The sequence below is a fragment of the Burkholderia sp. 3C genome, assembly GCF_054589155.1.
This window is the reverse complement of sequence record NZ_BAAILN010000159.1, coordinates 1-24864: the sequence shown is the minus strand read 5'-3', so window position 1 is coordinate 24864 and position 24864 is coordinate 1. Positions and strand designations below refer to the sequence as shown.

At 68.7% G+C, this 24864-nt stretch carries 17 protein-coding genes, 1 tRNA gene, 1 pseudogene and 1 riboswitch; of the genes and pseudogenes, 6 read left to right on the top strand and 13 right to left on the bottom strand.

The window, feature by feature from the left end; genetic code table 11:
- Positions 1 to 2: 2 nt before the first annotated feature.
- The 4 genes from ACYP33_RS34185 to ACYP33_RS34170 are packed head-to-tail and all read left to right on the top strand — an operon-like array spanning position 3 to position 10597.
- The gene (locus tag ACYP33_RS34185) at positions 3 to 7634 is read left to right on the top strand and encodes an SDR family NAD(P)-dependent oxidoreductase (RefSeq protein ID WP_459625525.1); all 7632 of its coding nucleotides are present in this window, start codon (positions 3 to 5) and stop codon (positions 7632 to 7634) included.
- Positions 7634 to 8569, top strand: coding sequence for a UDP-3-O-acyl N-acetylglycosamine deacetylase (locus ACYP33_RS34180; RefSeq protein WP_414451996.1), 936 nt, complete (start codon positions 7634 to 7636; stop codon positions 8567 to 8569). The genes ACYP33_RS34185 and ACYP33_RS34180 overlap by 1 nt, the downstream gene beginning before the upstream one ends.
- Positions 8570 to 8609: 40 nt before the next feature.
- On the top strand, positions 8610 to 9926 hold the full coding sequence (locus ACYP33_RS34175; protein WP_414450287.1) for an aminotransferase class I/II-fold pyridoxal phosphate-dependent enzyme: 1317 nt from the start codon (positions 8610 to 8612) through the stop codon (positions 9924 to 9926).
- 32 nt (positions 9927 to 9958) lie between these two features.
- A complete protein-coding gene (locus tag ACYP33_RS34170; protein ID WP_459625523.1) occupies positions 9959 to 10597 on the top strand; it encodes a GNAT family N-acetyltransferase in 639 nt (212 codons plus the stop codon).
- Positions 10598 to 10638: 41 nt separating this feature from the next.
- On the opposite strand, the gene ACYP33_RS34165 is transcribed toward ACYP33_RS34170, so the two are convergent.
- The 3 genes from ACYP33_RS34165 to ACYP33_RS34155 all read right to left on the bottom strand — a co-directional run bounded on the left by ACYP33_RS34165 (position 10639) and on the right by ACYP33_RS34155 (position 14204).
- Entirely contained in the window at positions 10639 to 11631 is a 993-nt protein-coding gene (locus tag ACYP33_RS34165; protein ID WP_459625522.1) for an asparaginase, read from the bottom strand.
- A 65-nt stretch (positions 11632 to 11696) separates the two neighbouring features.
- Positions 11697 to 12938, bottom strand: a complete 1242-nt coding sequence (locus ACYP33_RS34160) for a D-amino acid dehydrogenase (RefSeq protein ID WP_459625521.1) — start codon at positions 12936 to 12938, stop codon at positions 11697 to 11699.
- A 105-nt stretch (positions 12939 to 13043) separates the two neighbouring features.
- On the bottom strand, positions 13044 to 14204 hold the full coding sequence (locus ACYP33_RS34155; protein WP_459625520.1) for a GlxA family transcriptional regulator: 1161 nt from the start codon (positions 14202 to 14204) through the stop codon (positions 13044 to 13046).
- Between the two features lie 346 nt (positions 14205 to 14550).
- Here ACYP33_RS34155 and ACYP33_RS34150 point away from each other — a divergent pair, with 346 nt between their 5' ends.
- On the top strand, positions 14551 to 15672 hold the full coding sequence (locus ACYP33_RS34150; RefSeq protein WP_459625583.1) for a branched-chain amino acid ABC transporter substrate-binding protein: 1122 nt from the start codon (positions 14551 to 14553) through the stop codon (positions 15670 to 15672).
- 67 nt (positions 15673 to 15739) lie between these two features.
- On the opposite strand, the gene ACYP33_RS34145 is transcribed toward ACYP33_RS34150, so the two are convergent.
- From ACYP33_RS34145 to ACYP33_RS34100, 10 genes are all read right to left on the bottom strand, one after another.
- A complete protein-coding gene (locus ACYP33_RS34145; protein ID WP_459625518.1) occupies positions 15740 to 17359 on the bottom strand; it encodes an NAD(P)/FAD-dependent oxidoreductase in 1620 nt (539 codons plus the stop codon).
- A 321-nt stretch (positions 17360 to 17680) separates the two neighbouring features.
- A tRNA-Lys gene (locus ACYP33_RS34140) sits at positions 17681 to 17756 on the bottom strand.
- A 76-nt stretch (positions 17757 to 17832) separates the two neighbouring features.
- Positions 17833 to 18582, bottom strand: a complete 750-nt coding sequence (gene ybgF / locus ACYP33_RS34135; RefSeq protein WP_414444032.1) for a tol-pal system protein YbgF — start codon at positions 18580 to 18582, stop codon at positions 17833 to 17835.
- Positions 18583 to 18601: 19 nt separating this feature from the next.
- Positions 18602 to 19117, bottom strand: a complete 516-nt coding sequence (pal, locus tag ACYP33_RS34130; RefSeq protein WP_414444033.1) for a peptidoglycan-associated lipoprotein Pal — start codon at positions 19115 to 19117, stop codon at positions 18602 to 18604.
- Between the two features lie 17 nt (positions 19118 to 19134).
- Positions 19135 to 20433, bottom strand: a complete 1299-nt coding sequence (tolB, locus tag ACYP33_RS34125) for a Tol-Pal system beta propeller repeat protein TolB (RefSeq protein ID WP_414450282.1) — start codon at positions 20431 to 20433, stop codon at positions 19135 to 19137.
- 88 nt (positions 20434 to 20521) lie between these two features.
- Positions 20522 to 21589 carry a cell envelope integrity protein TolA gene (gene tolA / locus ACYP33_RS34120; RefSeq protein ID WP_459625517.1) on the bottom strand — a complete coding sequence of 356 codons (1068 nt, stop codon included), beginning with the start codon at positions 21587 to 21589 and terminating at the stop codon, positions 20522 to 20524.
- Positions 21586 to 22035, bottom strand: a complete 450-nt coding sequence (gene tolR, locus ACYP33_RS34115) for a protein TolR (RefSeq protein WP_414444036.1) — start codon at positions 22033 to 22035, stop codon at positions 21586 to 21588. Before tolR ends, tolA begins: the two co-directional genes overlap by 4 nt.
- Positions 22036 to 22045: 10 nt before the next feature.
- Positions 22046 to 22723 carry a protein TolQ gene (tolQ, locus tag ACYP33_RS34110; protein WP_414444037.1) on the bottom strand — a complete coding sequence of 226 codons (678 nt, stop codon included), beginning with the start codon at positions 22721 to 22723 and terminating at the stop codon, positions 22046 to 22048.
- Between the two features lie 172 nt (positions 22724 to 22895).
- Positions 22896 to 23372 (bottom strand): tol-pal system-associated acyl-CoA thioesterase, encoded by a 477-nt coding sequence (gene ybgC, locus ACYP33_RS34105; protein ID WP_459625516.1) that lies wholly within the window; start codon positions 23370 to 23372, stop codon positions 22896 to 22898.
- Positions 23373 to 23490: 118 nt separating this feature from the next.
- Complete coding sequence (locus ACYP33_RS34100; protein WP_459625515.1) at positions 23491 to 24237, bottom strand: SDR family oxidoreductase; 747 nt, start codon at positions 24235 to 24237, stop codon at positions 23491 to 23493.
- A gap of 235 nt (positions 24238 to 24472) precedes the next feature.
- A riboswitch (ZMP/ZTP riboswitch) is annotated at positions 24473 to 24572 on the top strand.
- Between the two features lie 141 nt (positions 24573 to 24713).
- On the opposite strand from ACYP33_RS34100, the pseudogene glyA reads away from it, so the two are divergent.
- Positions 24714 to 24864, top strand: a pseudogene (gene glyA, locus ACYP33_RS34095) (serine hydroxymethyltransferase); the annotation flags it as partial.

Genomic DNA, 24864 nt, shown 5'->3' with positions numbered 1-24864 from the left:
CGATGAACGGAAAGATTGCAATTGTTGGGATCGCCTGCCGCTTCCCCGGTGGCGCCAATAATCCCGATGAACTCTGGAGCCTGCTGCGCGACGAGCGAGATGCCGTCACGCAGATTCCGGCCGAGCGCTTCGGGACGGAGTTCTATCAGCATCCGTCCAAGCGCGAGGCGGGCAAGAGCTACACGTTCTCGGCCGGTGTGCTCGAGAACATCGCCGGCTTCGATGCGGCATTTTTTGGCGTGTCGCCGCGCGAAGCGGCGCAGATGGATCCGCAGCAGCGCCTGCTGCTCGAACTGGCCTGGGAGGCGTTCGAGCACGCGGGCGTGCGCCCGCAGGACATGCGCGGCCGCAATTGCGGCGTGTTCGTCGGCGTGGCCAGCCCCGATTACGGCAACCGCAGCGTCGACGATCTGAACTCGGTCGATCCGTATTCGGCCACCGGCAACACGTTGAGCATCGCCTCGAACCGCGTGTCCTACCTGTTCGACTTGCGCGGGCCGAGCATGTCGATCGACACCGCCTGTTCGTCGTCGCTGGTGGCGCTGCACCAGGCGGTGCAGGCGCTGCGCTCGGGCGAAACCGAGCTGGCGCTGGCCGGCGGCGTGAACCTGCTGATGCATCCGTTCGGCTTCGTCACGTTCTCGAAAGCCTCGATGCTGTCGCCACGCGGCCGCTGCCGCGCGTTCGACGCAACCGGCGACGGCTACGTGCGCTCCGAAGGCGGTGCGTTCGTGCTGCTCAAGCCGCTCGAGCGTGCGCTCGCGGACGGCGACACGATCCACGCCGTGATCGCCGGCTCGGGCGTCAATTCCGATGGTTTCACGCAGGGCGGCATCAGCGTGCCGGGCTCGGCCACGCAGGCCGCGCTGCTGCGCAGCGTTTACGCGCGCGCGGGCGTCGATCCGCAATCGCTGTCGTATCTCGAAGCGCACGGCACCGGCACGGCGGTCGGCGATCCGATCGAGGCGCGCGCGCTGATCGACGTGCTGTCGTCGGGCCGTCCGGCCGACAAGCCGCTGCTGATCGGTTCGATCAAGACCAACATCGGCCACCTCGAAACGGCGTCCGGCATGGCCGGGCTGCTGAAGGCCGTGATGTGCCTGAAGCACCGCGCGGTGCCGCGCTCGCTGCACTTCGAAACCCCGAATCCGTCGATCGATTTCGCGGGTGGCCGCCTGCGCGTGGCCGACCGCTTCACGCCGCTCGGCGCCGAACACTGTGCGAGCGACGATCAACCGTTGACGGTCGGCGTCAACTCGTTCGGCTTCGGCGGCACCAATGCGCACGTCGTGCTGATGGAAGCCCCGGCCGTGGCGCAAGCGGTGGCTGCGGCCGTTGAGGCGCCGGCCGAACGCCTGTCGCCGCTGGTACTGACGGCGCGCTCGTCGCAGGCGTTCGCCGCGCTGGCGGCGCGTTATCTGGCCGTGCTCGAACGCGGCGCGCACTGGCAGGCCGTCGCGGCCTCGGCCGCGCGTCGCCGCCAGTGGTTCACGCACCGGCTCGTGATCGCGCCGGCCACGGCCGACGAGGGCCGCGCGGCGCTCGCGGCGCTGGCCGAGGACGCATCGGCGTCGCCCGCTTGCGTGACGCGTGGCGAAGCGCCGCCCGACACGGGCCGCGTGGCGTTCGTCTACTCGGGCAACGGCTGCCAGTGGGCCAACATGGGCCAGCAGCTCTATGACGAAGATGCGGTGTTCCGTGCGGCGCTCGACGAAGTCGATGCGCTCTGGTGCGCCGACGGCAGCGCCTCGCTGGTCGAGGTGATGCGCGCGGGCGCGGGCGAAAGCTGGCTCGCCGCCACTGAAAACGCGCAGCCGCTGCTGTTCGCGATCCAGGTGGGCCTCACGCGCGTGCTGGAAGCGCGTGGCGTCGGCCACGAAGCCACGATCGGCCACAGCGTGGGCGAAGTGGCCGCCGCGTGGGCCGCCAAGATTCTCACGCTGACCGACGCGGTGCGCGTGATCAAGATCCGCAGCCGTGCCCAGGGCACGACGCGCGGCACCGGCCGGATGGCGGCGGTGGGCCTCAGCGAGGCCGCCGCGCACGAGGCGATCGCGCGCCTGGGCCTGACGGGCCTGGTCGAAGTGGCCGGCGTGAACAGCGCCGAAGCGGTCACGCTGGCCGGTTCGCTGCAGGGCCTGCAATCGATCGAGGCGGCACAGCGCGAAAGCGGTCGCTTCTTCCAGTTGCTCGATCTCGATTACGCGTTCCACAGCCGGCAGATGAACAGCATCGAGCCGATCGTGCTGGACCAGCTCGACGGGCTCGCGCCGCAGGCCGGCGACGGCAGCTTCGTGTCGACCGTGACGGGCGCACTGCTCGACGGCAAGACGCTCGACGCGCGCTACTGGTGGCGCAACATCCGCGAGCCGGTGCGCTTCGGCGACGGCATCGCGAGCCTGATCGCGGAAGGCGTGCGGATCTTCATCGAAGTGGCGCCGCATTCGATCCTGCGCAGCTACATGAAGCATTCGCTGGCGGCGGCGCAGGCGCAAGGCGCCGTGCTGCCGACGCTCAAGCGCGGGCAGGGCAGCGCCGCGACGCTCGACGCGTCGATCCTGTCGGCGATCGCGCATGGCGCGACGGTCGATCTCGATCGCTTCGCGCCGGCCGTGCCGGGCGCGGCCACGGTCGCGCTGCCGACCTATCCGTGGCAGCACGAATCCTACTGGCTGGAGCCGACCGTCGAGGCCTACAACCTCGTCAATCGTCACCGCGATCACCCGCTGCTCGGCTACCGCCTGCACGAACATGCCTACGGCTGGGAAAACCAGCTCGACCCGGCCAAGCTGCCGCTGCTGGCCGACCACGTGGTGGACGGCGGCGTGGCGTTCCCGGGCGCGGGCTATGTGGAAATGGCGCTGGCCGCCGCACGGGTCTACTTCGAAACCGGCACGGCCGCGCTCGAAAACCTCGAAATTCGCGCGCCGGTGGTGTTCCAGCCGCAGCAGGCCAAGCTGTTCCGCCTGCATATCGAGCCCGAAACGGCGATCTTCACGATCGAGACGCGCGACCGCATGAGCGACGCGCCGTGGACGCTGAACGTCACCGGCCGCCTGCTCGCGAGCGGCAATACGCTCGGCGCGAAGTCGCTGGCCGATGCCGCCGCGCTCGACGCGCTGCGCGGCGCCGGCACGCTCGACGGCGCCGTGTTGTACGAGAACACCGCCGTGATCGGCCTCGATTACGGCCCGGCGTTCCGCTGGGTGCGCAACGTGCGCGTGGCCGGCGACACGGCGCTGGCCGAGCTGGCCGCGCCCGCCGCGTGTGGCGACGCCGCCGCGCTGGCCGCCTATCACCTGCATCCGGCGCTGATGGACAGCGGCTTCCATCCGCTGTTCGCGCTGCTCGGCGGCCTCGGCAAGCCAGGCGCCCAGGCCGACCGCGCGGCCTACGTGCCGGTGCAGATCGGCCGCGTCGATTACCTGCACGGCGACGCGATCGACCGCGTACTGGTGCGCATCGAACGCCGCAGCCCGCATTCGGTGGTGGCCTCGTTCGACTTCATCGATGCGAACGGCATCGTCGCGGCCCGCCTCGGCAGTTGCCGGTTCCGCCGCGTCGATCTGCTCGGCCGCCGCCATCATGCGCCGTCGCGTTTCGTCTACACGCTCGAACATCGCCCGCTGCCGGCCGACGCCCGCGCCGACAGCCTGCCCGCGCCGGCCGATCTGCTGCGCGATGCGACGCAGCGCGTCGCGGCGAGCGAGGACACCGCGCGCCGCAGCCAGCATCTGACCGAGATGCTGCCGCTGCTCGACGTGCTCGCGAGCCTCTATGCGCTGCGCGCGCTCGACGCGATCGATGCGTTCGCCTCGCCGATCCTGCCTACCCATCCGCAAGCCGCGCTGGTCGCGCGCCTGGCCGAGATCCTCGTGGAAGACGGCCTGGTCACGCGCGAGGGCGGCCATCTGGTGCGCGACGAGCAAGCCTGCGCGGCGCTGCCGCCGCTCGGCGAACTCTGGCGCGGCCTGCTGGCCGAATCGCCGCATCACAGCGCCGAACTGACGCTGCTCGCGCATTGCGGCAAGGCCTTGCCGCGCGTGCTGAAGGGCGAACTCGATGCGGCGCGCGTGCTGTCGTCGACGGGCAAGGCGCTGGTCGAGCAGTTCTTCGACGCGTCGCCGACCTGGGAACACCTGCACGCGATGATGGCCGCCTGCGCGGCGAGCGCCGTCGAAGGCTGGCAAGCGCCGCGCCGCCTGCGTCTGCTCGAAATCGAATCGACTCGCGGCGACATGCTGCGCCCGCTGGTGGTGCGCCTGCCGGCCGATCGTTGCGAACGCACCATTTGCGGCACGGCCGAACAACTGGCCGCGTTCGATACCGATGCGATGCCGGCGCTCTCGACGGTCGCGCAACTGCCGGGCGAGCGCTTCGCGCTGAAGGCCGATCCGGACGAACTGTACGACCTGGTGCTGGTCGATCGCGCGCTGGCAGGCCGGACCGATCCGGCCGACGTGCTCGCGTCGATCCGCGCGTGGCTCGCGCCGGGCGGCCTGGTGGTGCTGGCCGAATCGCGCCGCAACCGCTTCGCCGACATCGTGTTCGGCCTGCAGGCCGCCGACGGCCGCACCGCATCGCTGACGCCGGCCGAGCTCGAACAGCTCTGCGAGCGCGTCGGGCTGGTGGAGGCCGCGCGTCACGCCGAGCAGAATCTCGAACTCGAAGGCACGCCGAGCCTCGTTGTCGCGCGCCGTCCGCTGGCCGACGACAGCGCGGCCGAGGAAGAGGACGACAGCCTCGACGCGCTGGAGCGCGCCGAGCAATGGGTGGTGGTCACCGCCGACGACGACGCCGAACCGATCGGCACGGTGCTGGCCGACGCGCTGACGCGTGCCGGCCATGTGGTCGAAGCGGTCGAGATGCGGCAGGCGGCCGGTTTCCTCGCCACCATGCCGGCGGCCGACGCCACCCATCTGGTGTTCTGCGCGCCGTCGCCACGCCTGAGCGACCGCTCCGACGCCGACGCGCTGATGCAGGCGCAGCAGTCGGGTGCGATCGCGCTGGCCGGCCTGGTGCGCGCGCTCAACGACGAGCACCGCGCGGCGGGCGTGCGCCTGTCGGTGGTGACGCGCGGCTGCGCGCCGTTCGAGGGCGCCGCGCCGAACACGCCGGCCCAGGCCGCGTTGTGGGGCCTCGGCCGTGTGCTCGCCAACGAACATCCCGAACTGGGCTGCCGCCTGATCGATGTCGATCCGGCCGACGGTTTCGACATCGCGCAACTGGCGCGCGAGTTGCTGGTGGACGTGGCCGAGGAAGAGGTGCTGCTGAGCGCCGCCGGCCGTCGCGTGCCGCGCATGCTGAGCGTCGAGCGCGCGGCCGCGCGCCAGCCGGCCGTGGCCGCCAATGTGCCGGCCGTGCTCGCGTTCGACGCGCCCGGCTCGCTGCGCAACCTCGAATGGTTCGCGCAGGTCGAGCGCCCGCTGGCCGCGCTCGACGTCGAAATCGAACCGGTGGCCACCGGCCTGAACTTCCGCGACGTGATGTACGCGATGGGCCTGCTGTCCGACGAAGCGGTCGAGAACGGCTTCGCCGGCGCGACCATCGGCATGGAGCTGGCCGGGCGCATCGTGCGCGTCGGCCGCGACGTGAGCGGCTTCGCGCCGGGCGATGCGGTGCTCGGCTTCGCGCCGGCCTGCTTCGCGACGCGCGTGGTGACCCGCGCCGACGCCATCGCGCTGAAGCCGGAACGCCTGAGCTTCGAGGAAGCCGCGACGATCCCCACCACCTTCTTCACGGCCTGGTACGCGCTGGTCGAGCTGGCGCGCCTGCGCCGCGGCGAGCGCGTGCTGGTGCACGGCGGCGCGGGCGGCGTGGGCATCGCGGCGATCCAGATCGCGCGTCACTTCGGCGCGGAGGTGTTCGCCACCGCCGGCAGCGACGAGAAACGCGAGTTCGTGCGCCTGCTCGGCGCCGATCACGTGCTCGATTCGCGCAGCCTCGCGTTTGCCGATCAAGTGCGCGTGCTGACGGGCGGGCAGGGTGTGGATATCGTGCTCAATTCGCTGGCGGGCGAGGCGATGGTGCGCAGCATCGACACGCTGCGTCCGTTCGGCCGCTTCCTCGAACTGGGCAAGCGCGATTTCTACGAGAACAGCCATATCGGGCTGCGTCCGTTCCGCAACAACATCAGCTATTTCGGCATCGACGCCGACCAGTTGATGGGCGTGCTGCCCGAGCTGACCGCGCGCCTGTTCGGCGAGGTCATGGCGCTGTTCGCCAACGGCGTGCTGCATCCGCTGCCGTATCGCGCGTTCCCGGCCGAGCGGGCCGAGGATGCGTTCCGCTACATGCAGCAGGCGCGCCAGATCGGCAAGGTGCTGGTCACCTACCCGTCGGGCACGCCCGCGCCGACGCGCGGCTTGGCGGCTGCACCGGTTTTGGCGCTCGATGCTCGGTCGGCCTATCTCGTTATCGGTGGCACGGGCGGGCTCGGCTTCGCCACGGCGCGCCGGCTGGTCGAGCGCGGCGCACGTCATCTGACGCTGGCGAGCCGCGGCGGCCAGCTTGCCGAGGCGGCCCAGGCCGAAGCCAATCGCTGGCGCGACACGCTCGGCGTGAGCGTCGAGGCGGTGGCTTGCGACGTGACCGATGCGGCTGCGGTGCAGGCGATGGTGGCGCGGATCGCCGCGCGCGGCACGCCGCTCAAGGGCGTGCTGCACTCGGCGATGCAGATCGACGACGGCCTGGTGTGCAACCTCGACGACGCCCGCTTCGAAGCGGTGCTCGCGCCGAAGGTGGCGGGGGCCTGGAACCTGCATCGCGCGACGCTCGATGCGCCGCTCGACTGGTTCGTGGTCTATTCGTCGGCCACCACCTTCCTCGGCAATCCGGGGCAGGGCAGCTACGTGGCGGCCAACAGCTTCCTCGAAGCGCTGGTCGCGCATCGCCGCGCGGCGGGCCGCCCGGCGACCTTCATGGCCTGGGGGCCGCTGGAGGATGTGGGCTTCCTGGCGCGCAACGACACCACCCGCGAGGCGCTGCAATCGCGTATCGGCGGGGCGTCGATCACCTCCGACGAAGCACTCGACGCGCTCGAACAGGCGCTGGCCGACGGCATTGCCGGCGAGGCCGTGGTACGGATCGACTGGCAGGCGCTGTCGCGCGGCATGCCGGCCGCCAATGCGCGCCGGTATGCGCAGATGCAGACGCGCGGCGGCAGCGATGCCTCGCGCGACGGCGGCGACAAGCTGCGCGAGCAGGTTGCCGCGCTGCCGCACGACGAGGCGGTGGCGTTCGTGTCCGAAACGCTGCGCGCCCAGATCGCGCGAATCCTGCACATGACGGCCGACCGCATCGCGCTCGACCGCTCGGTGCTGGAAATGGGCATGGATTCGCTGATGGGCATGGAACTCGGCCTCGCGGTCGAGGAAGTGTTCGAGGTGAAGCTGTCGGTGATGGCGATCGCCGACGGCGCGAGCGTGCTGTCGCTGGCGGCCCGCATCGTCGATTCGATCGCGGCGGCCGAAGCCAATGCGGGCGGTGATGCCGGCGCAGTCGATGCGGTGGCCGCGATGGCGGCCAAGCACGCGCTCGACGCCGAGGCGAAGGCGGTACTGAAGGTGGCCGCCAACGACCCGGCCGTGGCCGCCGAGCAGGATCGCGCGGTGCGGCTCGGGGTGGTCAAGTGATGTCGACGGCGGCTGCAGCCGCGCTGCCGGCCGGCTGGCACGCCAGCCAGGGCACGCTCGCGCGCGAGCTGCGGCTCGACGGGCACGGCCTGCATACCGGCCGCCGCGTGTCGGTGCGGATTCTGCCGGCCGCGGGCGACACGCCGGCCACGCGCGGCATCCGCTTTCGCCGTCTCGACGGCGGGCGCGAGCTGGCCGTGCTGGCGGTCGATCCGGCGCTGCGCCGCGCGCAGCCGCTGTGCACCATGCTTCGGAATCCGGAAGGTGTCGGTGTACGCACCATCGAGCATCTGCTTGCTGCGTTGCTGACTTGCGAGATCGATCACGCGGTGGTCGAACTCGATGCCGAGGAGGTGCCGATTCTCGACGGCAGCGCCGCGCCGTGGATCGATGCGATCCGCGCCTGCGGCCGCACCGCGCTGAACGCGCCGAAGCGCTTCATCCGCGTGACGCGGCCGGTGACGGTGGCCGACGGCGAGGGCGGTTCGCGCCGCGAGATGCGGCTCGATCCTGCATCGCACTACGAAATGAGCGTGCGCAACGATCTGAAGGGCTTCGGCGAGATGCACTGGAGCGGCGCGCTGACGCCCGCGACGTTCGCCACCGACATCGCGCCGTCGCGCTCCTATGGCCGCGTCAAATGGGCGGTGCCCGCGATCGTGGCCGGCTACCTGCGCGGCGTGCCGATCCTGCGCGGCGCGCGGCCGTCGTGCACGGCGTCGATCGTCGGCAGCCGCGTGCTGGGCGGCATGCGCCTGCCCGACGAATTCGTGCGGCACCGCGTGCTCGATCTGGTCGGCGACCTGGCGATGGCCGGTGCGCCGCTGCTCGCGCGCGTGACGGCGTTGCGGCCGAGTCACGAAATGAACTTCCGCCTCGTCGATGCGCTGCTCTCGGCCCCCGATGCATGGGAATGGGCCGAGTTCGACGCATGACACGGCGGTCTTGATCCAGGTTTTACAGGCGAACGAATCGATGGGATTGGGAGATCATCTCCGGCAGCAACTCGCTGCGAAGGCGCTGAAGCGTCAATTGGACCGCGTGACCGAAGGCGGCTCGGCCGCGGCGCCCGTGCCCGTGTCGACCGCGCATGAAACGCCGCGCAGCCGCTTCGAGGCGATGACGCAGTACCAGCAATTGCGCATCATGCGCGAGATGGGCGAGAAGCTCGGCGTCGAATCGCCGTTCTTCCGCGTGCACGACGGGCTGGCCGGCGCGACCACCACGATCGATGGCCGCGAATACGTCAATTACGCGAACTACAACTACCTGGGCCTGGCGGGCGATGCCGACGTGTCGGCGCGCGCCAAGGCCGCGATCGACCGGTACGGCACTTCGGCGTCGGCCAGCCGCATGGTGGCCGGCGAACGGCCCGTGCAGCGCGAGCTGGAACACGCGCTCGCTTCGTTCTACGAAACGGACGATTGCGTGGTGTTCGTCAGCGGCCACGCCACCAATGTCACGGTGATCGGCTCGCTGTTCGGGCCGGGCGATTTGATCGTGCACGATTCGCTGGCGCACAACAGCATCGTGCAGGGCGCGCAACTGAGCGGCGCGAAGCGCCTGAGCTTTCCGCACAACGACTGGCAGGCGCTCGACGCGCTGCTGGCGCGCGCGCGCCACGAATATCGCAACGTGCTGATCGCGATCGAGGGGCTGTACAGCATGGACGGCGATCTGCCGGACCTGCCGAGGTTCGTCGAGATCCGCAATCGCCACGGCGCGTTCCTGCTGGTCGACGAGGCGCATTCGCTCGGCGTGCTCGGCGCGACCGGGCGCGGCATCCGCGAGCATGCGGGCGTGAACCCCGACGACGTCGACCTCTGGATGGGTACGCTGTCCAAGACGCTGGCCGGTTGCGGCGGCTTCATCGCCGGCTGCCAGCCGCTGGTCGACATGCTGCGCCACCTGGCGCCCGGGTTCCTGTACAGCGTGGGTCTCGCGCCGGTGCTGGCCGCCGCGTCGCTGGCCGCGCTGGAGGCGCTGCAACGCGAGCCGCAACGCGTCGCGCAACTGCGCGAGCGCGGCAAGCAGTTCCTCGACGAAGCGCGCGCGGCCGGGCTGAACACCGGCACCAGCGAGGGCTACGCGGTGGTGCCGGTAATCACCGGCAGCTCGCTGAAGGCGGCGCGCTGGGCCAATGCGCTGTTCGACGAGGGCATCAACGTGCAGCCGATCTTCTATCCGGCCGTGGAAGAGAAGGCGGCGCGGCTGCGCTTCTTCATCTGCTCGACGCATCAGCCCGAGCAGATCACCCAGACCGTGGCCGCGCTGGCGCGGCTCGCGCGTTAAGCGCGTCAAACCCGCACCGGGCCGCCACCGCCATGACCACGCTTCCACCCGGCTGGACCTTCCGCGCCGCGCGGCCCGACGATGCGGCGGCCTGCGCGCCGCTGATTTTCGCGTCGGGCGTGCGTGAATTCGGGTTTTTTCTCGGTGCGTCCGACGAGGCGATCGTCGCATTTTTGCGCACGACGTTTCGGTCTGCGTATGGTCGTTTCTCGTGGCGTCGTCACCGCGTGGCCGTCGCGCCCGACGGCAGCGTGGCCGGCGTGCTGGCCGCGCATGACGGCCGTACGGTCGGCTTCGACGATCCGCATGTCGCCTGGATGCTGCTGCGCAGCTTCGGGCTGGGCCATACCGTCGGCAGCCTGCTGCGCGGGCTGGTGCTCGAAGGCGAGCTGCCGGCGCCGAAGCGCACGCAGACCCACATTGCCCACTGCGCGATCGATGCGCGCTGGCGCGGCACCGGCGTGTTCACTGCGCTGTTCGAGGACGCGCGCCAGGCCGGCGCGTTCGCCGAGGGCGCCGGCCGCGAGGTGGTGCTCGACGTGCTGCTCGATAACACCCGCGCGGCCGCGCTGTATCGCCGGCTCGGCTTCGTCGATGTGCCGCGGCGCAAGCCGGTGTCGCCGAAGCTGCCGGCGAATATCGAATCGGTGCGGATGCGGCTGGACGGCTGACATCGATTCCCGGCGCGCCCATTCCGGCGCGCCGTCCTTCCTCAATACTTCGAAAACATCGCCTGCAGCACCGCGCGATCGCGGCTGACCGTCAGCCCGAGCATCAGCAGGATGCGCGCCTTCTGCGGAACCTGGTCGTCCACGCTGAGCCAGCCATAGGCGTCGTCGGGCTGCGCGCCGTTGCGCGTGACCACGCCGTTGCCGGTGCGCGAGGCGCGCACGATCCACACGCCGCGCCGCGCGGCCGCGCGCAGCGTGTCGACCAGGTGGGCCGCCACGTTGCCGTTGCCGGTGCCCGCGAAGATCAGCCCGTGCGACTGCGCGGTGGCGGTGTCGAGCCAGGCGGCGTCGAGTTCGCCGTAGGCCTGCACGAGGTCCACGCGCGGCAGCTCGGGCAGCGCGGCGGCGAACCATGGCGTGTTGATGGTGTGCGCGCGCGCCGGGCGGCGGTAATAGCGCGGCGCGCCGTCCACCACGAGCCCGAGCGGACCGTACGGAGAACGAAACGCATCGAGCTTGAAGCTGTGCTGCTTGACCACGTCGCGCGCCGAATGGATCTCGTCGTTGGTCACCACCAGCGTGCCGAGGCCGTGCGAGCGCGGATCGGCGGCCACCGCGATCGCCGCGTACAGGTTCAGCGCCACGTCCGAACTGAGCGCAGACGGCGGCCGCATCGCGCCCACCACCACCACAGGCTTGGTCTGCTTCAGCGTCAGGTGCAGGAAGTAGGCGGTCTCCTCGATCGTGTCGGTGCCCTGCGCGAGCACCACGCCATCGATATGCGGCTCGGCCAGCCAGTGCGCCACGCGCTCGGCGATCTCGCGCAGCGCTGCGTTGCCGAAATTCTCGGAGCCGGTCTGCATCAGTTGCTCGGTGTGCAGCTCGGCGAATTGCGCGGCCTGCGGCACGCCGTCGAGCACGGCGTCGATGCCGAGCACCGAGCAGGTGTAGGACGCGGTATCGGTTGCCGCGGCGCCCTGGCCCGCGATCGTGCCGCCGGTGCCGATCACGGCGAGGTGGGGACGAGTTTGCATCGTTATCCGAAATGAAGGGGATCGGGAAGCGGCGGAAGACGGTGAAGGCGCCGCGCCGGAACGGCTCAGTGCGCGAAGCGCGCGCGCAGCGGGTGTTGGCCGTCGCCGGCGAGCCAGTCGGCCAGCAGCAGTGCCGAGCCGGTGGCGAGCGTGAAGCCGAGCGCGCCCTGGCCGACGTTGAGCCACAGGTTGCGGTAGCGGGTGGGGCCGATGACCGGCACGCCGGTGGGCGTGGCGGGGCGCAGGCCGGTCCAGCGTTGCGGCTCGACAGCACGCGCGATGTCGGGGAACAGCGCGGCCACTTCGGCTTCGAGCGTGGCGAGGCGCGCAGGATCGGGCGCGGTCGTCGCGTCGATATCGGCGATGCCGGCCGCGCGCAACCGGTTGCCGAGCCTCGCATAGACCACCTTGCGAGCGAAATCGGTCAGGCTCGTGCGCGGCGCGTCGGCGCCGGGCGGCAGCGCGTAGGTGAGGCTGTAGCCCTTCAGCGGCCAGAGCGGCACGCGCAGCCCGAGCGGCTTCAGCAGTGCGGCCGAGGCGGCGCCGGCCGCGATCACGATCTGGTCGGCCGGCATCGCCTCGCCGCCGCGCAGGGCAGTGACGCGCCCGTCGCGGCCGGCGCGCAGGCCGTCGATCGGCGTGCCGGTGTCGATCGTCACGCCGCGCTCGCGCAGCAGCGCCGCGAGCCCGAGGCAGAAGCGCCGGCAATCGGCGGTGTCCTCGCTGGGCGTGTGGATGCCGCCCGCGAATGTGTCGCGGAAGCGCGCGAGCGACGGTTCGAGCGCGATGCACTCCGCGATGTCGAGCGCAGCCTGCTCGCAGCCGAGCGCGCGCTGCAGTTCGAGCTGCCCCACCGCCTGCCGCATGGCAGCCGGATCGCGATGCAGCACGAGCTTGCCCGAGCGCACGAAATCGAAATCGAGCGACGGCTCGGCCGCGATCATCTCGTGCATCAGCGTGCGGCTCAGGAACGACAGCGACAGCAAGTGCCGCGTCGTCAGCGCGCTGCGCGAGCGCGTGCAGGCCGCCAGGAACGCGAAGCACCAGCGCCACTGGTCGGGGCTCAGCGACGGCTGGAAGCGCACCGGCGCATCGCGGCGCGTGAGCCAGCCCGGCAGCTTCGAGATCACGCCGGGGCCGGCCAGCGGCGCGACGTAGCTGTAGGACAACTGAGCGCCGTTGGCGGCGCTCGTTTCGCTGGCGACGTCGTCGCGACGGTCGATCACCGTGACGCTATGCCCGGCCCGTTGCAGGTAGTACGCACTCGACAGGCCGATGACACCCGCGCCGACGATCAGGATATGCATGCCGTTCTCCAGGCTTCCCGCTTGATTCGCAATCGATGCGGAACACTGTAGGGCGCGCGGCGCGGCGCGCATTGCATGACGCTGCCCGAAAATAGAAGAATTGCGTCAGGCTGGTTCGGGCACGTCGGCCGGGGCGCGTTCACCGCCGCTGCCGGCCTTGCGCGCGCCGCGCAGCTTGCCCGGCGTCACGCCATAGGCCTCGCGAAACACGCGGATGAAATGCGCCGAATCGGAGAAGCCGCATTCATAGGCGATATCGGTGATACGCCGCGTGGTGTTGACCAGCATCCAGCGTGCGTAGCGCAGCCGCATGCGCCGGTAGAACTCGTTCGGCGAGCAGCGCATCTCGGCCGCGAACGCGCGTTCGAGATGGCGCACGCTGCTGCCCGTCATGCGCGCGATCACGGCGATCGTCAGGGGTGCTTCGAGATTTTCTTCCATCAGCAGCACGGCGTGGCGCACCGTCGCGTCGTCCACCGACAGGTAACCGAGCGCCGCGCGCCGCTCCACGAACGATGCGCCGCTCTGGCGGCTGACCGTCATCTGGTGGATCACCTTCGAGGCGCGATCCGGCCCGCAGTGCAGGCTGATCAGCCGCGTGGCCAGCTCGACGATCGAGATGCCGCCCGCGCAGGTCACGCGGTCGCCGTCGATCAGATAATCGGCATGCGTGACCAGGCGCAGCGACGGGAACAGGCGGCGGTAGTCGTCCACATGGAAGCTGTGGATGCAGGCCACGCGATCGTCCATGAGGCCCGCGCGCGCCAGCACGAAGCTGCCCGTGCAGAGGCCGATCAGCGGTGTGCCGGCCTCGGCCGCGCGCAGCAGATAGTCGCGGTAGCGCGGGTCGGTCTGATCGAGATGCGGCAGCAGCCCGCCGATCACCACCACGTAGTCGAAGCGAGACGGATCGGGGAACGGCGTCTGCACCGGCACTGGAATGCCGCAGCTCGATTCGATCGTCTCGCCCTCGATACCGACGATGGTCCACAGGCAGCGCAACTGGCGGCTCTGGTCGCCGCGATCGGCCGCGTGGCGCAGCGCGTCGCACAGCCCGGCGAGCGACAGCAGCGGGAATTTCGGCCACAGCACGATCGCCACGCTCAGTTCCGCGCCGGCCGAGCGGCTCGGCAGCGTGTCGCGGGTCGAGGCGCGCGCGTCGAGCGCATCGACCAGCAGGGCACTCGATGGGCTCGGCGCGGTTGGCATATCCGGTGAGGACGGAGGCGGTGAGGCGGGTGGTGAGACGGCGTCGGCGTGGGTCATGCGCGAACTCGGCGGCGTGGGGCGGGGCGGCCAAGGCCGCATGCGCCGATTGTAGCCGTGCGCGGGCCGGCGCCTCGCGCTTGGCGCATTTGTTCTATTTCCGGGCAGAACGATTCAATGCCGCCGCTTTGTGGCTGCCTACAGTCGATCCCGTCGACGCAGCACCGCGCACCGGTTCCGGTGTGCGGGATTTCCAGGTCAGACGAAAGCCGCCCGGCGCGCGAGGCCGGCCGTGTCTGCCCCGGCGACGGGCTTCCAGTGCCTGCGCCGGTCCATTGCCATCACATCAGGCGGGTGAAGCATGAACAAGAACAGCGTATCGGGACGCCGCGCGTGCGCGGCCGGCATGCTCGCGGCAGCAGCGGGCTTGACGGGCAGTTTTGCGGCCACGGCCGCCCATGCCGACGACATCGTCAAAATCGGCGAAGCGGCGCCCGTGACCGGGCCGGCCTCGTATCTCGGCAAGGACACCGAGAACGGCGCGCGGCTCGCGATCGAGGAGATCAACAAGGCCGGGCTCGTGATCGGCGGCCGCAAGGTCACGCTCGCGTTCGACGCGCAGGACGACGCCGGCGACCCGCGCCAGGCCACCCAGGTGGCGCAGAAACTGGTCGACGACAAGGTGGTGGCCGTGGTCGGCCACATGCAGTCCGGTTCGACGATACCGGCCTCGAAGATCTATCACGACGCCGGCATCGTGCAGGTCTCGCCGTCGGCCACCAACCCCGCCTACACGCAGCAGGGTTTCAACACCGCCTACCGCGTGGTGGCGACCGACGCGCAGCAGGGGCCGACGCTGGCCGACTACGCGGCGCACACGCTGCACGTGAAATCGGTGGCGATCGTCGACGATTCCACCGCCTACGGGCAGGGGCTGGCCGTCGAGTTCGAGAAGCGCGCGAAGGCCGACGGCATCGCCGTGCTGTCGCACGACGCGAGCACCGACAAGGCCGTCGATTTCCGCGCCATCCTCACCAAGATCAAGGGCGAGAAGCCCGACGCGATCATGTACGGCGGCCTCGACGGCACGGGCGGCCCGTTCGTCAAGCAGGCGCGCGCGCTCGGCATGCGCACCAAGGTGCTGGCCGGCGACGGCCTGTGCGCCGACGATCTCGCCAAGCTGGCCGGCGAGGCGGCCGACGACGTGGTGTGTTCGATCGCCGGCGCGCCGCTGCTGAAGATGGCGGGCGGCCCCGCGTTCGTCGAGCGCTACAAGGCGCGCTTCGGTTTTGCGCCCGTGCTTAACTCGCCGTTCGCCTATGACGCGGTGGGCATCATCGTCGACGCCATGAAGCGCGCGCAATCCACGGAGCCGGCCAGGATCCTGGCCGCGATGCCGGCCACGCATTACCAGGGCGTGCTCGGCGATACGCAGTTCGACGCGAACGGCGACCTGAAGCATGGCGTGATCTCGCTGTACCGTTACGTCGGCGGCAAGCAGAGCCTGCTGGGCGTGGTGGAGAAGTAAACGCACGAAGCCCGGTCGAACGACCGGGCTTCGTTGTTTTCGGATGCGGCTTGCTTGGCTTACCCGCTTACTTGCGCGGCGCCGTCATGTCGAGCGCCACCGCTTGCGCCACCTCGATGCCGTCGATCGCCGCCGAGTAGATGCCGCCCGCATAGCCCGCGCCTTCGCCGGCCGGGTACAGGCCCTCGACGTTCATGCTCTGGTAGTCGTCCTTGCGGCGAACGCGGATCGGCGACGAGGTACGCGTTTCCACGCCGGTGAGCACCGCATCGTGCATCGCGAAGCCCGAGATCTTCTTGTCGATCTGCGGCAGCGCCTCGCGGATCGCCTCGATCACGTAGTCGGGCAGGGCGGTGCTGAGGTCGGTGGGGTTCACGCCCGGCTTGTACGACGGCACCACCGAGCCGAGCGAGGTCGACGGCCGGCCGGCGATGAAATCCCCGACCAACTGGCCCGGCGCGCGGTAATCGCCGCCGCCCAGTTCGAACGCGCGCTCTTCCCACTTGCGCTGGAACGCGATGCCGGCCATCGGGCCGCCCGGGTAATCTTCCGGCGTGATGCCCACCACGATGCCCGCGTTTGCGTTGCGCTCGGCGCGCGAATACTGGCTCATGCCGTTCGTGACCACGCGGCCCGGCTCGGAGGTGGCCGCCACCACCGTGCCGCCCGGGCACATGCAGAAGCTGTACACCGCGCGCCCGTTGTTGGCGTGGTGCACCACCTTGTAGTCGGCCGCGCCGAGCAGCTTGTGCCCGGCGAACTTGCCGAAGCGGCTACGATCGATCAGCCCCTGCGGATGCTCGATCCGGAAGCCCAGCGAGAACGGTTTCGCCTCGATATACACGCCGCGGTCGTGCAGCATCTGGAACGTGTCGCGCGCGCTGTGGCCCACGGCCAGCACCACGTGGTCGCAGCGCAGCGTTTCGCCGTTCGAGAGCGTGAGCGCGCGCACCTTGCCCTGATCGATCTCGATGTCGTCCACGCGGGTTTCGAAGCGCACTTCGCCGCCGAGCGCGTGGATCGTCGCGCGCATCTTCTCCACCATGCTGACCAGGCGGAACGTGCCGATGTGCGGGCGGCTCAGATAGAGAATGTCTTCCGGCGCGCCGGCCTTGACGAACTCCTCCAGCACCTTGCGCCCGTAGTGGTTCGGGTCCTTGATCTGGCTGTACAGCTTGCCGTCGGAGAACGTGCCGGCGCCGCCTTCGCCGAACTGCACGTTCGATTCGGGGTTCAGCACGCTCTTGCGCCACAGTCCGAAGGTGTCCTTGGTGCGTTCGCGCACGGCCTTGCCGCGTTCCAGGATGATCGGCCGGAAGCCCATCTGCGCGAGGATCAGCCCGGCGAACAGGCCGCACGGCCCCATGCCGATCACCACCGGGCGCAGCGACGTGCCGTGTTCGGGCGCCTTCGCGACGAAGCGGTAGGCCATGTCGGGCGTCGGGCCGCAATGCGGCTTGCCGGCGATTGTCTGGAGCGCCGCGGCTTCGTTCTCGACCTCGATATCGACGATGTACGTCAGCTTGATGTCGGCGCGCTTGCGGGCGTCGTGCGCGCGGCGGAACACGTTGTAGCGGAGCAGCGCATCGGCGCCCAGGCCGAGTTCCGCGAGGCGCGCGCGGATCGCGGCTTCGAGATCGCTCTCGGCATGGTCGAGGGGGAGTTTGACTTCGCTTAGCCGTAACATGGGGACTCGAATACTGTGGCCACGGCGTCGTGGTCGTGGCGGTGTTGAGACAGGCGGGGGCGTAGGCCCCGCGAGCATGCCGGATGCCGGCCCGTCATTGCCGGGACGTGGCGCAAGGCCTGTCGGGCAGACTCGGGGCGAGCGCCTGGCGAGTGCGTCGGTTCGAACGCCTCGCCGTGCGGGCCCAAGCCGGATGCGGTGTTCAAGTCGGGCAGCATAGCACTCCGGTTCGATGCCGCGTGCATGCCGAGCCGGGCTGGAACCTGGCGGGCCATCAAGCAAAAAGCCCGGTCTTTCGACCGGGCTTTCTGTTTGATGCTTTGGTAGGCCGTACGGGATTCGAACCTGTGACCAACGGATTAAAAGTCCGCTGCTCTACCAGCTGAGCTAACGACCCAAAGAGGCGAAATTATAGCCGCTAATTTTCGGGATCGTCAAGCACTCGACCCTTAACGACATGATCCTGCCATCTTCTACTTGATCGAATCGATCTTCGCCTGCGCCGCCTGCGCCGCGCTCGAACCCTGGAACTGCGACACCACCTGCTCGAACGTGCGTTTCGCGGCCGGTTTCTGGCCTTGCTCCAGCTGGTTCGTGCCGATCGCCACGAGGGCGTCACCGGCGCGCGGGTGCTGCGGGAAGGCCTTCACGAGCGCCTGCCAGGTTGCCGTCGAGCCCTTGTAGTCGCGCAGCGCGTACTGCGCGTTGCCGAGCCAGTACTGCGCGACCGGTTGATACGGGCTTTGCGGGTACTTGGCGATGAAGGCGCGGAACGAAGCGGCCGCGCCCTTGAAGTCGCCGGCGCGGAACTGCTGGGAGGCCGCGTTGAACGCGTCCGTTTCCCCGGGCTGGACCGTCCCTTCGACACCATCCACCGTGGTCTGCTGCGGCTCGAACTTCTTGAGACGCGTATCGAGATCGGAGTAGGCGTCGCGCTCCTGACGCTCCAGCGTCGTGAGGCGGTTGGTCAGATCCTCGTTCTGGCCGCGCAGCGTCGCAACCTGCTGGTTGAGCTGGTCGATACGGGCGGACTGATCGAGGATCGTGCGTTGCGCGGCCGACACCTGATTGGTCAGGTTGTCGGTGCGGCTACGCAGGTCGAGCACGGCGCGACGGGCTTCGTCGTCGTCGAACATGCCCGCGTGCGCGGGCGCCGCGCCGAGCGCGACACCCGCGACGCAGGCCGCGGCGGCTGCACGCAGCCAGGGGAAGCGGTGCGTCATACGGCGGTTCGTCCCTTACTTATTGTTGATAGACGATGTCCGCGCGGCGGTTTTGCGCCCACGAAGCTTCGTCATGACCGGTCGCTTGCGGCTTTTCCTTGCCCAGGCTCACCGATTCCATTTGCGAATCCGGCACGCCCAGCAGCGACAGGCCGCGGCGGACGGCTTCGGCACGCTTCTGGCCCAGCGCGAGGTTGTACTCGCTGGTGCCGCGCTCGTCGGTGTTGCCCTGGATCAGGATGTGGCGCGCCGGGCGGCTCTTCAGGTATTGAGCGTGCTGGCCCAGCAGACCTTGATACTGATCCGACACCGAGTAGCTGTCGAAGTCGAAGTACACGCTGCGCTTGGCCAGCGGGCTGTTCGGATCGTTCAGCGGATCGACGTTCACTTGCGCGACGTCGTTCGGGTTCGGTTGCGTTTGCAGCGCGTTGCCTTGCTGGTTCGCCTTGTCGTCGAGCTTGACGCCCGACTTACAGGCGGCGAGTGCCGCGAACATCATGACGGCGAGTGCGAGGCGAGCTTTATTGGTCTTCATGGTGAATCTCCTGTTGGTCATTGCATGAACGGCCCCCACGACGGCTCGCGGAACGAGCCGCCCTGGACGGGCAGAATCTGCGGCGGCGAACTGCCGTCGGACGGGACGGCGGCAAGCACACTGCGGCCATTGGCTTGGGTCGCGTACAGCACGTACTGACCGTTTGCCGCGAAACTCGGCGATTCGTCATGCGTCGTATTGGTGACCGCGTTGGCGGCGCCGGTTTGCAGATCCTGGACATACAGCTTGAAGCCCCCGCCAGTACGCGAGATGTACGCGAGGAGCTTGCCGTCGGGGCTGATGCGCGGGCTGGTGTTGTAGTTGCCCGTGAACGTCACGCGTTGCGCGCTACCGGCGCTTTCGCCCTGGGCGGGCATCCGGTAGATTTGCGGCGCACCGCCGCGATCGCTGGTGAAGTAGATCCACCGGCCATCAGGAGAATAAAACGGTTCCGTATCGATCGAGCTGCTCTGGGTGAGCCGGCGCAGGCCCGTGCCCGTCGCGCTGACCGAGTAGATTTGCGTGTTGCCCGACAACGACAGCGCGACCGCCAGCGTCTGGCCGTCCGGCGCCCAGGCCGGCGCGCTGTTGTTGCCCTTCTGGTTGGAAATCACGTAGCGGCGGCCGGTGGGCAGGTCGTGGATATACACCACCGGCTTGCGCAGTTCGAACGATACGTAAGCAACCTTCGTTCCGCTCGGCGACCACGCCGGCGAGATGATCGGCTCGGAACTGGTCAGTGCCGGCACCGCGTTCTCGCCATCCGAATCGGAGATCAGCAGGCGGTATTTGCCGCCCGAACGCGTCACGTACGAGAGCCGCGTGTTGAACACGCCGCGCACGCCGAGCAGCTTCTGATAGATGAAATCGGCGATCTTGTGGCCCGTCTTGCGCATGCTTTCGGCATCGCCCGACGCCGTCAGCGACAGGCCGCCGAGGCTCTGCTGCTTGTTCGTGTCGAACAGCATGAAGTTGACCTTCACCTGGCCGCCTTCGCGATCCACGGTGCCGGCGACGAACGCGTTCGCGCCCTTGCCCTTCCACGCCGCGTAGTCCACCGGCGCCGTTTCCGGCACCGGGGTGCTGCCCGCGTCGATGTTCGAGAACTTGCCGGTGCGGGACAGATCCGAGCGCACCACGGCCGTCACCGATTGCGGCAGGCCCGCTTCGTTGACGAAATTCGCGGTGGCGATCGGAATCTGGGTCGATCCGACGCCCGTGATGAGAACGTTGACCTGCGCGTTCGCGGCACTGCCCGCCGCGATCAGACACGAGGCCACGAGTGCCCTGAAACCCAGCTTCGTCATCAAACTCATGCTTACCGATTCCCGTATGTAACTGCGCATGCGCAGAGACTCGACAATAGTCGATTCGTTCCGAACAGCTTGCGCGCGAGTGTAATGCTTAATTCGCGTCGCCGGCCGCCCGGAAGGTAATTGCAATGTTGCCCGGGGTGCTTCCGTTAGTATCGGGCGGCAGCGGCGAGGCGTTACGCACCGCGCTCACGACCGTGTCATCCCAGGCCGAATTGCCGCTCGACCGCGTTACCGTCACGCCGAGCACATCGCCCGACGGCGAGCAGCGAACCTGCACGCGCGTTTCCAGACCTTCGCGTGAGCCGCCCCAGGTGATGAACGGCTTCACCCGGCGCTTGACCTTGTCGGCATAGCCCGGCGAGGCGGCGTTGCCGCCCGAGCCGCTGCCCGTGCCGCTCTTTGCGAGCCCGTCGGCGCCGCCCGAACCACCGGCCGCGCCCTGCAACTGGGCGAGGCGAGCCTGGCGTTCCTTGTCCAGCTTGGCCTTGGAAGCGGCATCGGCCTTGGCTTTCGCGGCGGCTTCGGCCTTCGCCTTGGCGGCGGCTTCCGATTTGGCCGCCGCCGCGGCCTTGTCGGCCTCGGCCTTCTTCTCGGCTTCGGCCTGCGCTTGCGCCTGTTTGCGTTGCTGGTCGAGCTTCTGCTGTTGTTCGAGTTTCTTCTGCTGGTCGGCGAGCTGTTGTTGCCGCAGCTTGTCCGCCTGTTTTTGCTTCTCGGCCTGCTTGTCCGCCGCTTGCTGCTGGGCCAGTTGCTGCGCGGCCAGTTGGGCGGCGCGCTTGGCCTGCGCTTCCTGCTCGGCTTTCAGTGCCTGCTGGCGCTGTTCGGCGAGCTGGGCTTCGCGTGCCGCCGCTTCCTGTTGCTGGCGGCGTTTTTGCTGCAGCGCAATATCGGCATTATCGTCCTTTATCGGCGGCGGCGGCGCGGGTGCGACCTTGACGGGCGGGGCGGGCTGAACCGGTTGGGGTGCCGGCGAATCCGGCACTTCGGTCCACAGCTCGGCTTCCGCGCCGGCCGGCGTGCTGTTTTGCCACTGCACGCCGTGATAGAGCAGGGCGATCAGCAGCACGTGCATCAACGCGGCCAGCACGAACGCGCGCCCCGTGCCGCGTTCTTGCGGCGGGCTCAACGGCGAGGCGGTGCGTTGTTTGCGCTGATTCATTTCGATTTGACGAGGAGGCCCACGCGCTTGACGCCGCGTGCTTTCAGGTCCGACATGACGGTCATGACCTTGTCGTACTGCACGGTCTTGTCGGCTGCGATCACAACCGGTTGGTCGGGATGATCGGCCTGGCGCGACGCGATGAAGTCGTCGAGTTCGGCTTTCGTCATCGCGTCTTCCTGCGACGCGCCGGCTTCGCTCTTGTAGCGAACGCTCATCTTGCCGTCGGCCTGGATGTTGACCACCACGGGCGGCGTTTGATCCTGCGGGGCGGCATTGCCGACCGTCGGCAGGTTCACGATCGACGGCGCGACGAGCGGTGCCGTGACCATGAAGATCACGAGCAGCACGAGCATCACGTCGATGTAGGGAACGACGTTGATGTCGGACATCGAGCGGCGCGAACGGCCGCCGCGCATGCTGGAACGAAAGGGAGTGCCGGCCATCGCGTGCTCCTTATTGCGCCTGGCGCTGCAGAATGTTCGAGAATTCTTCGACGAAGGTTTCGAAGCGGCTGGCCAGACGATCGATGTCGTGCGCGTAGCGGTTGTACGCCACCACGGCAGGAATCGCGGCGAACAGGCCGATCGCGGTGGCGACGAGCGCCTCGGCGATGCCCGGCGCAACGTTGGCGAGCGTGGCCTGCTGCACGTTGGCGAGGCCGCGGAACGAATTCATGATCCCCCAGACCGTGCCGAACAGGCCGATGTACGGGCTGACCGAGCCGACCGAGGCGAGGAACGCGAGGTTGTTTTCGAGCATGTCGAGCTCGCGCTGGAACGAGGCGCGCATCGCGCGGCGGGCGCCGTCGAGAATCAGCGACGGATCGGTCATGCGCTTTTCCTTGGCTTTCAGGAATTCGCGCATGCCCGATTCGAAGATCCGTTCGAGCGAGCCGATCGTATGGCGATTGTTGGCTGCGCTCTGATACAACGCCTGCAGGTCGCCGCCCGACCAGAATTCGCGTTCGAAGCGTTCGGTCTGGATGCGGGCGCGGCGGATCGCGAACCACTTGCGGAAGATGATCGTCCAGGAGAACAGCGACAGCAGCAGCAGCAGCCCCATCACGGCCTGGGCGAGCAAGCTCGCATTGAGGACGAGAGAAACGATCGACAAGTCTTGAGCAGAATTCATAGGTGTGTGGTTGTCATGCCTTCTTGGCCGTCGCGCCGAGTTGTCGCACGGCTGGCGCTACGGGTCCGGCTTCCGGACGGTTATGGCAGGTCGTCTGCCGACGCCCTGTGTTGCTGCGTTTCCGTTCGCTGCTCTTATCGATCCCGGATCGGGGCCGCAAGTTTCACCGGTTTTAGATAAACGGTATTGATGCGTCGGCCGTTGACAGATTCGAGGCCGGACCCCGTTCCAGTGCACCGCGAACGGCAGCCGGGATGCCCACCGGCCGCAGCGAAGCGCGATCGACCCAGCCGATGCCGGTGCGCCCGGATACCAGCAGCGCGTCGCCGCGACAGGCCTCCTGAACGAAGATCAGCGAGGCTCGCCCGAAGCGCTCGATTCGGCTGACGATGGTCAGCAGATCGTCGAGCCGGGCTGGCGCGCGGTAATCGACCGCCGTGTCGCGCACCACGAACATCGCGCCGGTTTCCGCGGCGAGATGATGCTGATCGAGCCCGCAGGCGCGCAGCCATTCGGTGCGGGCGCGCTCGAAATACTTCAGATAATTGGCGTAGAAGACGATCCCGCCGGCGTCGGTATCTTCGTAATACACACGCACTGGCCAGTGGAACGCAAACGCGGCTTCGGGCTTACGATCGGCGTCGGTCATGGCAGCGCATTCTACCGGAACGTTTCGCCGCTTTCGGCCGGGTTTGGTAACCGAATGTTGCGCGCGCGACGACCTGCCCGGCCCCGCCGAGGGGCATGGGAGCAGGCCGGGAGCGTATTTAGCCGCGATGCACTGCGAGGCCGGCCGGCGCTTGCGCGACCGGCATCATTTCGACCGTATTGATGTTGACGTGGGCGGGGCGCGTCGCGATCCAGTAGATCGTGTCGGCGATGTCCTCCGCCGTGAGCGGCTGGACGTTCGCGTAGACATTGGAGGCCTTTTCATCGTCGCCGCGAAAGCGCACGTTCGAGAATTCGGTGCCGCCGCACAGGCCCGGCTCGATGTCGGTCACGCGCAGCGGCGTACCGAGCAGATCGGTGCGCAGGTTCAGGCTGAATTGTCGGACGAATGCCTTGGTCGCGCCGTACACGTTGCCGCCTGCGTACGGATAGGTGCCGGCCACCGAGCCGAGATTGAAGACGTGGCCGCGACCGCGCGCGATCATGCCGGGCAGCAAGGTGTGCGTGACGGTGACGAGGCCCGAGCAATTGGTGTCGATCATCGTCTGCCATTCGTCGAGGCTGGCGCGCTGCGCCGGCTCGGTGCCGAGCGCGAGGCCGGCGTTGTTGACGAGCACGTCGACATCGGCGAACTCCGTGGGCAAGCCGTTCAGCGTCGCCTCGACGGCGGCGCGGTCGCGCACGTCGAGCTCGACGGGCAGCAGGGCTGCGCCCAGTTCGGCGGCGAGTGCGTCGAGGCGGTCCTTGCGGCGGGCGCTGGCGACCACGCGGTGGCCGCCCTTGACGAACGCTCGGGCGATGGCGGCGCCGAATCCTGCGGATGCGCCGGTGACGAACACGATCATTGCTGCTCCTGGTCGATAGGGTGAAACGATAGGGGGGATCGTTAGCCTACTGAGAATGCCGCGTTGCGGCAAGGCGACATGCTCCGGCCGCGGGGCCGGCCAAGCGTGTGCCGACCGCTCGGAAAGCCGCGTCCGGCTTGGGAGTCGGATTGATTTTGTTCGTGCCCCTATTGCTTCGGCGGGGTGGCCGGCCGGTTGCCTATTCATCGGGCATCCAATAAACTACGGCGCTCATCAGCCCCTGCGTGACTGGCGATAGAACCCTCGGGTTCAAGGTGGAGCATCCCACCGTGAAGCGCAGGGCTTCGTTTTTGCCGTTCGCCTGGGCAGCCGTTGTGCGCCGTTGCGTACATTGCCGGTGGCTGTCCGCCTTGCGTCAACCGGATTTTTCCGTCGCGCCGGGCTGGCCATGCCGCCAGCATTGCGCAATGTACTCGGCCGCCCCGGTCAACCTGTACACACTTGACGGAAACCGTATGTTTGACAGAGCCCAAAGCACCATCGCGAACGTCGATCCCGACCTCTGGCAGGCGATCCAGCACGAAAACCAGCGCCAGGAAGATCACATCGAGCTGATCGCTTCCGAGAACTACACCAGCCCGGCCGTGATGGCTGCGCAAGGTTCGC

Bases quoted from the DNA above. Each gene is read 5' to 3' on its own strand.
- tolA (WP_459625517.1), bottom strand. From the start codon at position 21,589: ATGAATCAGCGCAAACAACGCACCGCCTCGCCGTTGAGCCCGCCGCAA.
- tolR (WP_414444036.1), bottom strand. From the start codon at position 22,035: ATGGCCGGCACTCCCTTTCGTTCCAGCATGCGCGGCGGCCGTTCGCGC.
- ACYP33_RS34165 (WP_459625522.1), bottom strand. From the start codon at position 11,631: ATGCAAACTCGTCCCCACCTCGCCGTGATCGGCACCGGCGGCACGATC.
- ybgC (WP_459625516.1), bottom strand. From the start codon at position 23,372: ATGACCGACGCCGATCGTAAGCCCGAAGCCGCGTTTGCGTTCCACTGG.
- ACYP33_RS34100 (WP_459625515.1), bottom strand. From the start codon at position 24,237: ATGATCGTGTTCGTCACCGGCGCATCCGCAGGATTCGGCGCCGCCATC.
- ACYP33_RS34160 (WP_459625521.1), bottom strand. From the start codon at position 12,938: ATGCATATCCTGATCGTCGGCGCGGGTGTCATCGGCCTGTCGAGTGCG.
- ybgF (WP_414444032.1), bottom strand. From the start codon at position 18,582: ATGACGCACCGCTTCCCCTGGCTGCGTGCAGCCGCCGCGGCCTGCGTC.
- ACYP33_RS34170 (WP_459625523.1), top strand. From the start codon at position 9,959: ATGACCACGCTTCCACCCGGCTGGACCTTCCGCGCCGCGCGGCCCGAC.
- ACYP33_RS34150 (WP_459625583.1), top strand. From the start codon at position 14,551: ATGCTCGCGGCAGCAGCGGGCTTGACGGGCAGTTTTGCGGCCACGGCC.
- ACYP33_RS34185 (WP_459625525.1), top strand. From the start codon at position 3: ATGAACGGAAAGATTGCAATTGTTGGGATCGCCTGCCGCTTCCCCGGT.
- tolB (WP_414450282.1), bottom strand. From the start codon at position 20,433: ATGAGTTTGATGACGAAGCTGGGTTTCAGGGCACTCGTGGCCTCGTGT.
- ACYP33_RS34175 (WP_414450287.1), top strand. From the start codon at position 8,610: ATGGGATTGGGAGATCATCTCCGGCAGCAACTCGCTGCGAAGGCGCTG.
- ACYP33_RS34180 (WP_414451996.1), top strand. From the start codon at position 7,634: ATGTCGACGGCGGCTGCAGCCGCGCTGCCGGCCGGCTGGCACGCCAGC.
- pal (WP_414444033.1), bottom strand. From the start codon at position 19,117: ATGAAGACCAATAAAGCTCGCCTCGCACTCGCCGTCATGATGTTCGCG.
- ACYP33_RS34155 (WP_459625520.1), bottom strand. From the start codon at position 14,204: ATGACCCACGCCGACGCCGTCTCACCACCCGCCTCACCGCCTCCGTCC.
- ACYP33_RS34145 (WP_459625518.1), bottom strand. From the start codon at position 17,359: ATGTTACGGCTAAGCGAAGTCAAACTCCCCCTCGACCATGCCGAGAGC.
- tolQ (WP_414444037.1), bottom strand. From the start codon at position 22,723: ATGAATTCTGCTCAAGACTTGTCGATCGTTTCTCTCGTCCTCAATGCG.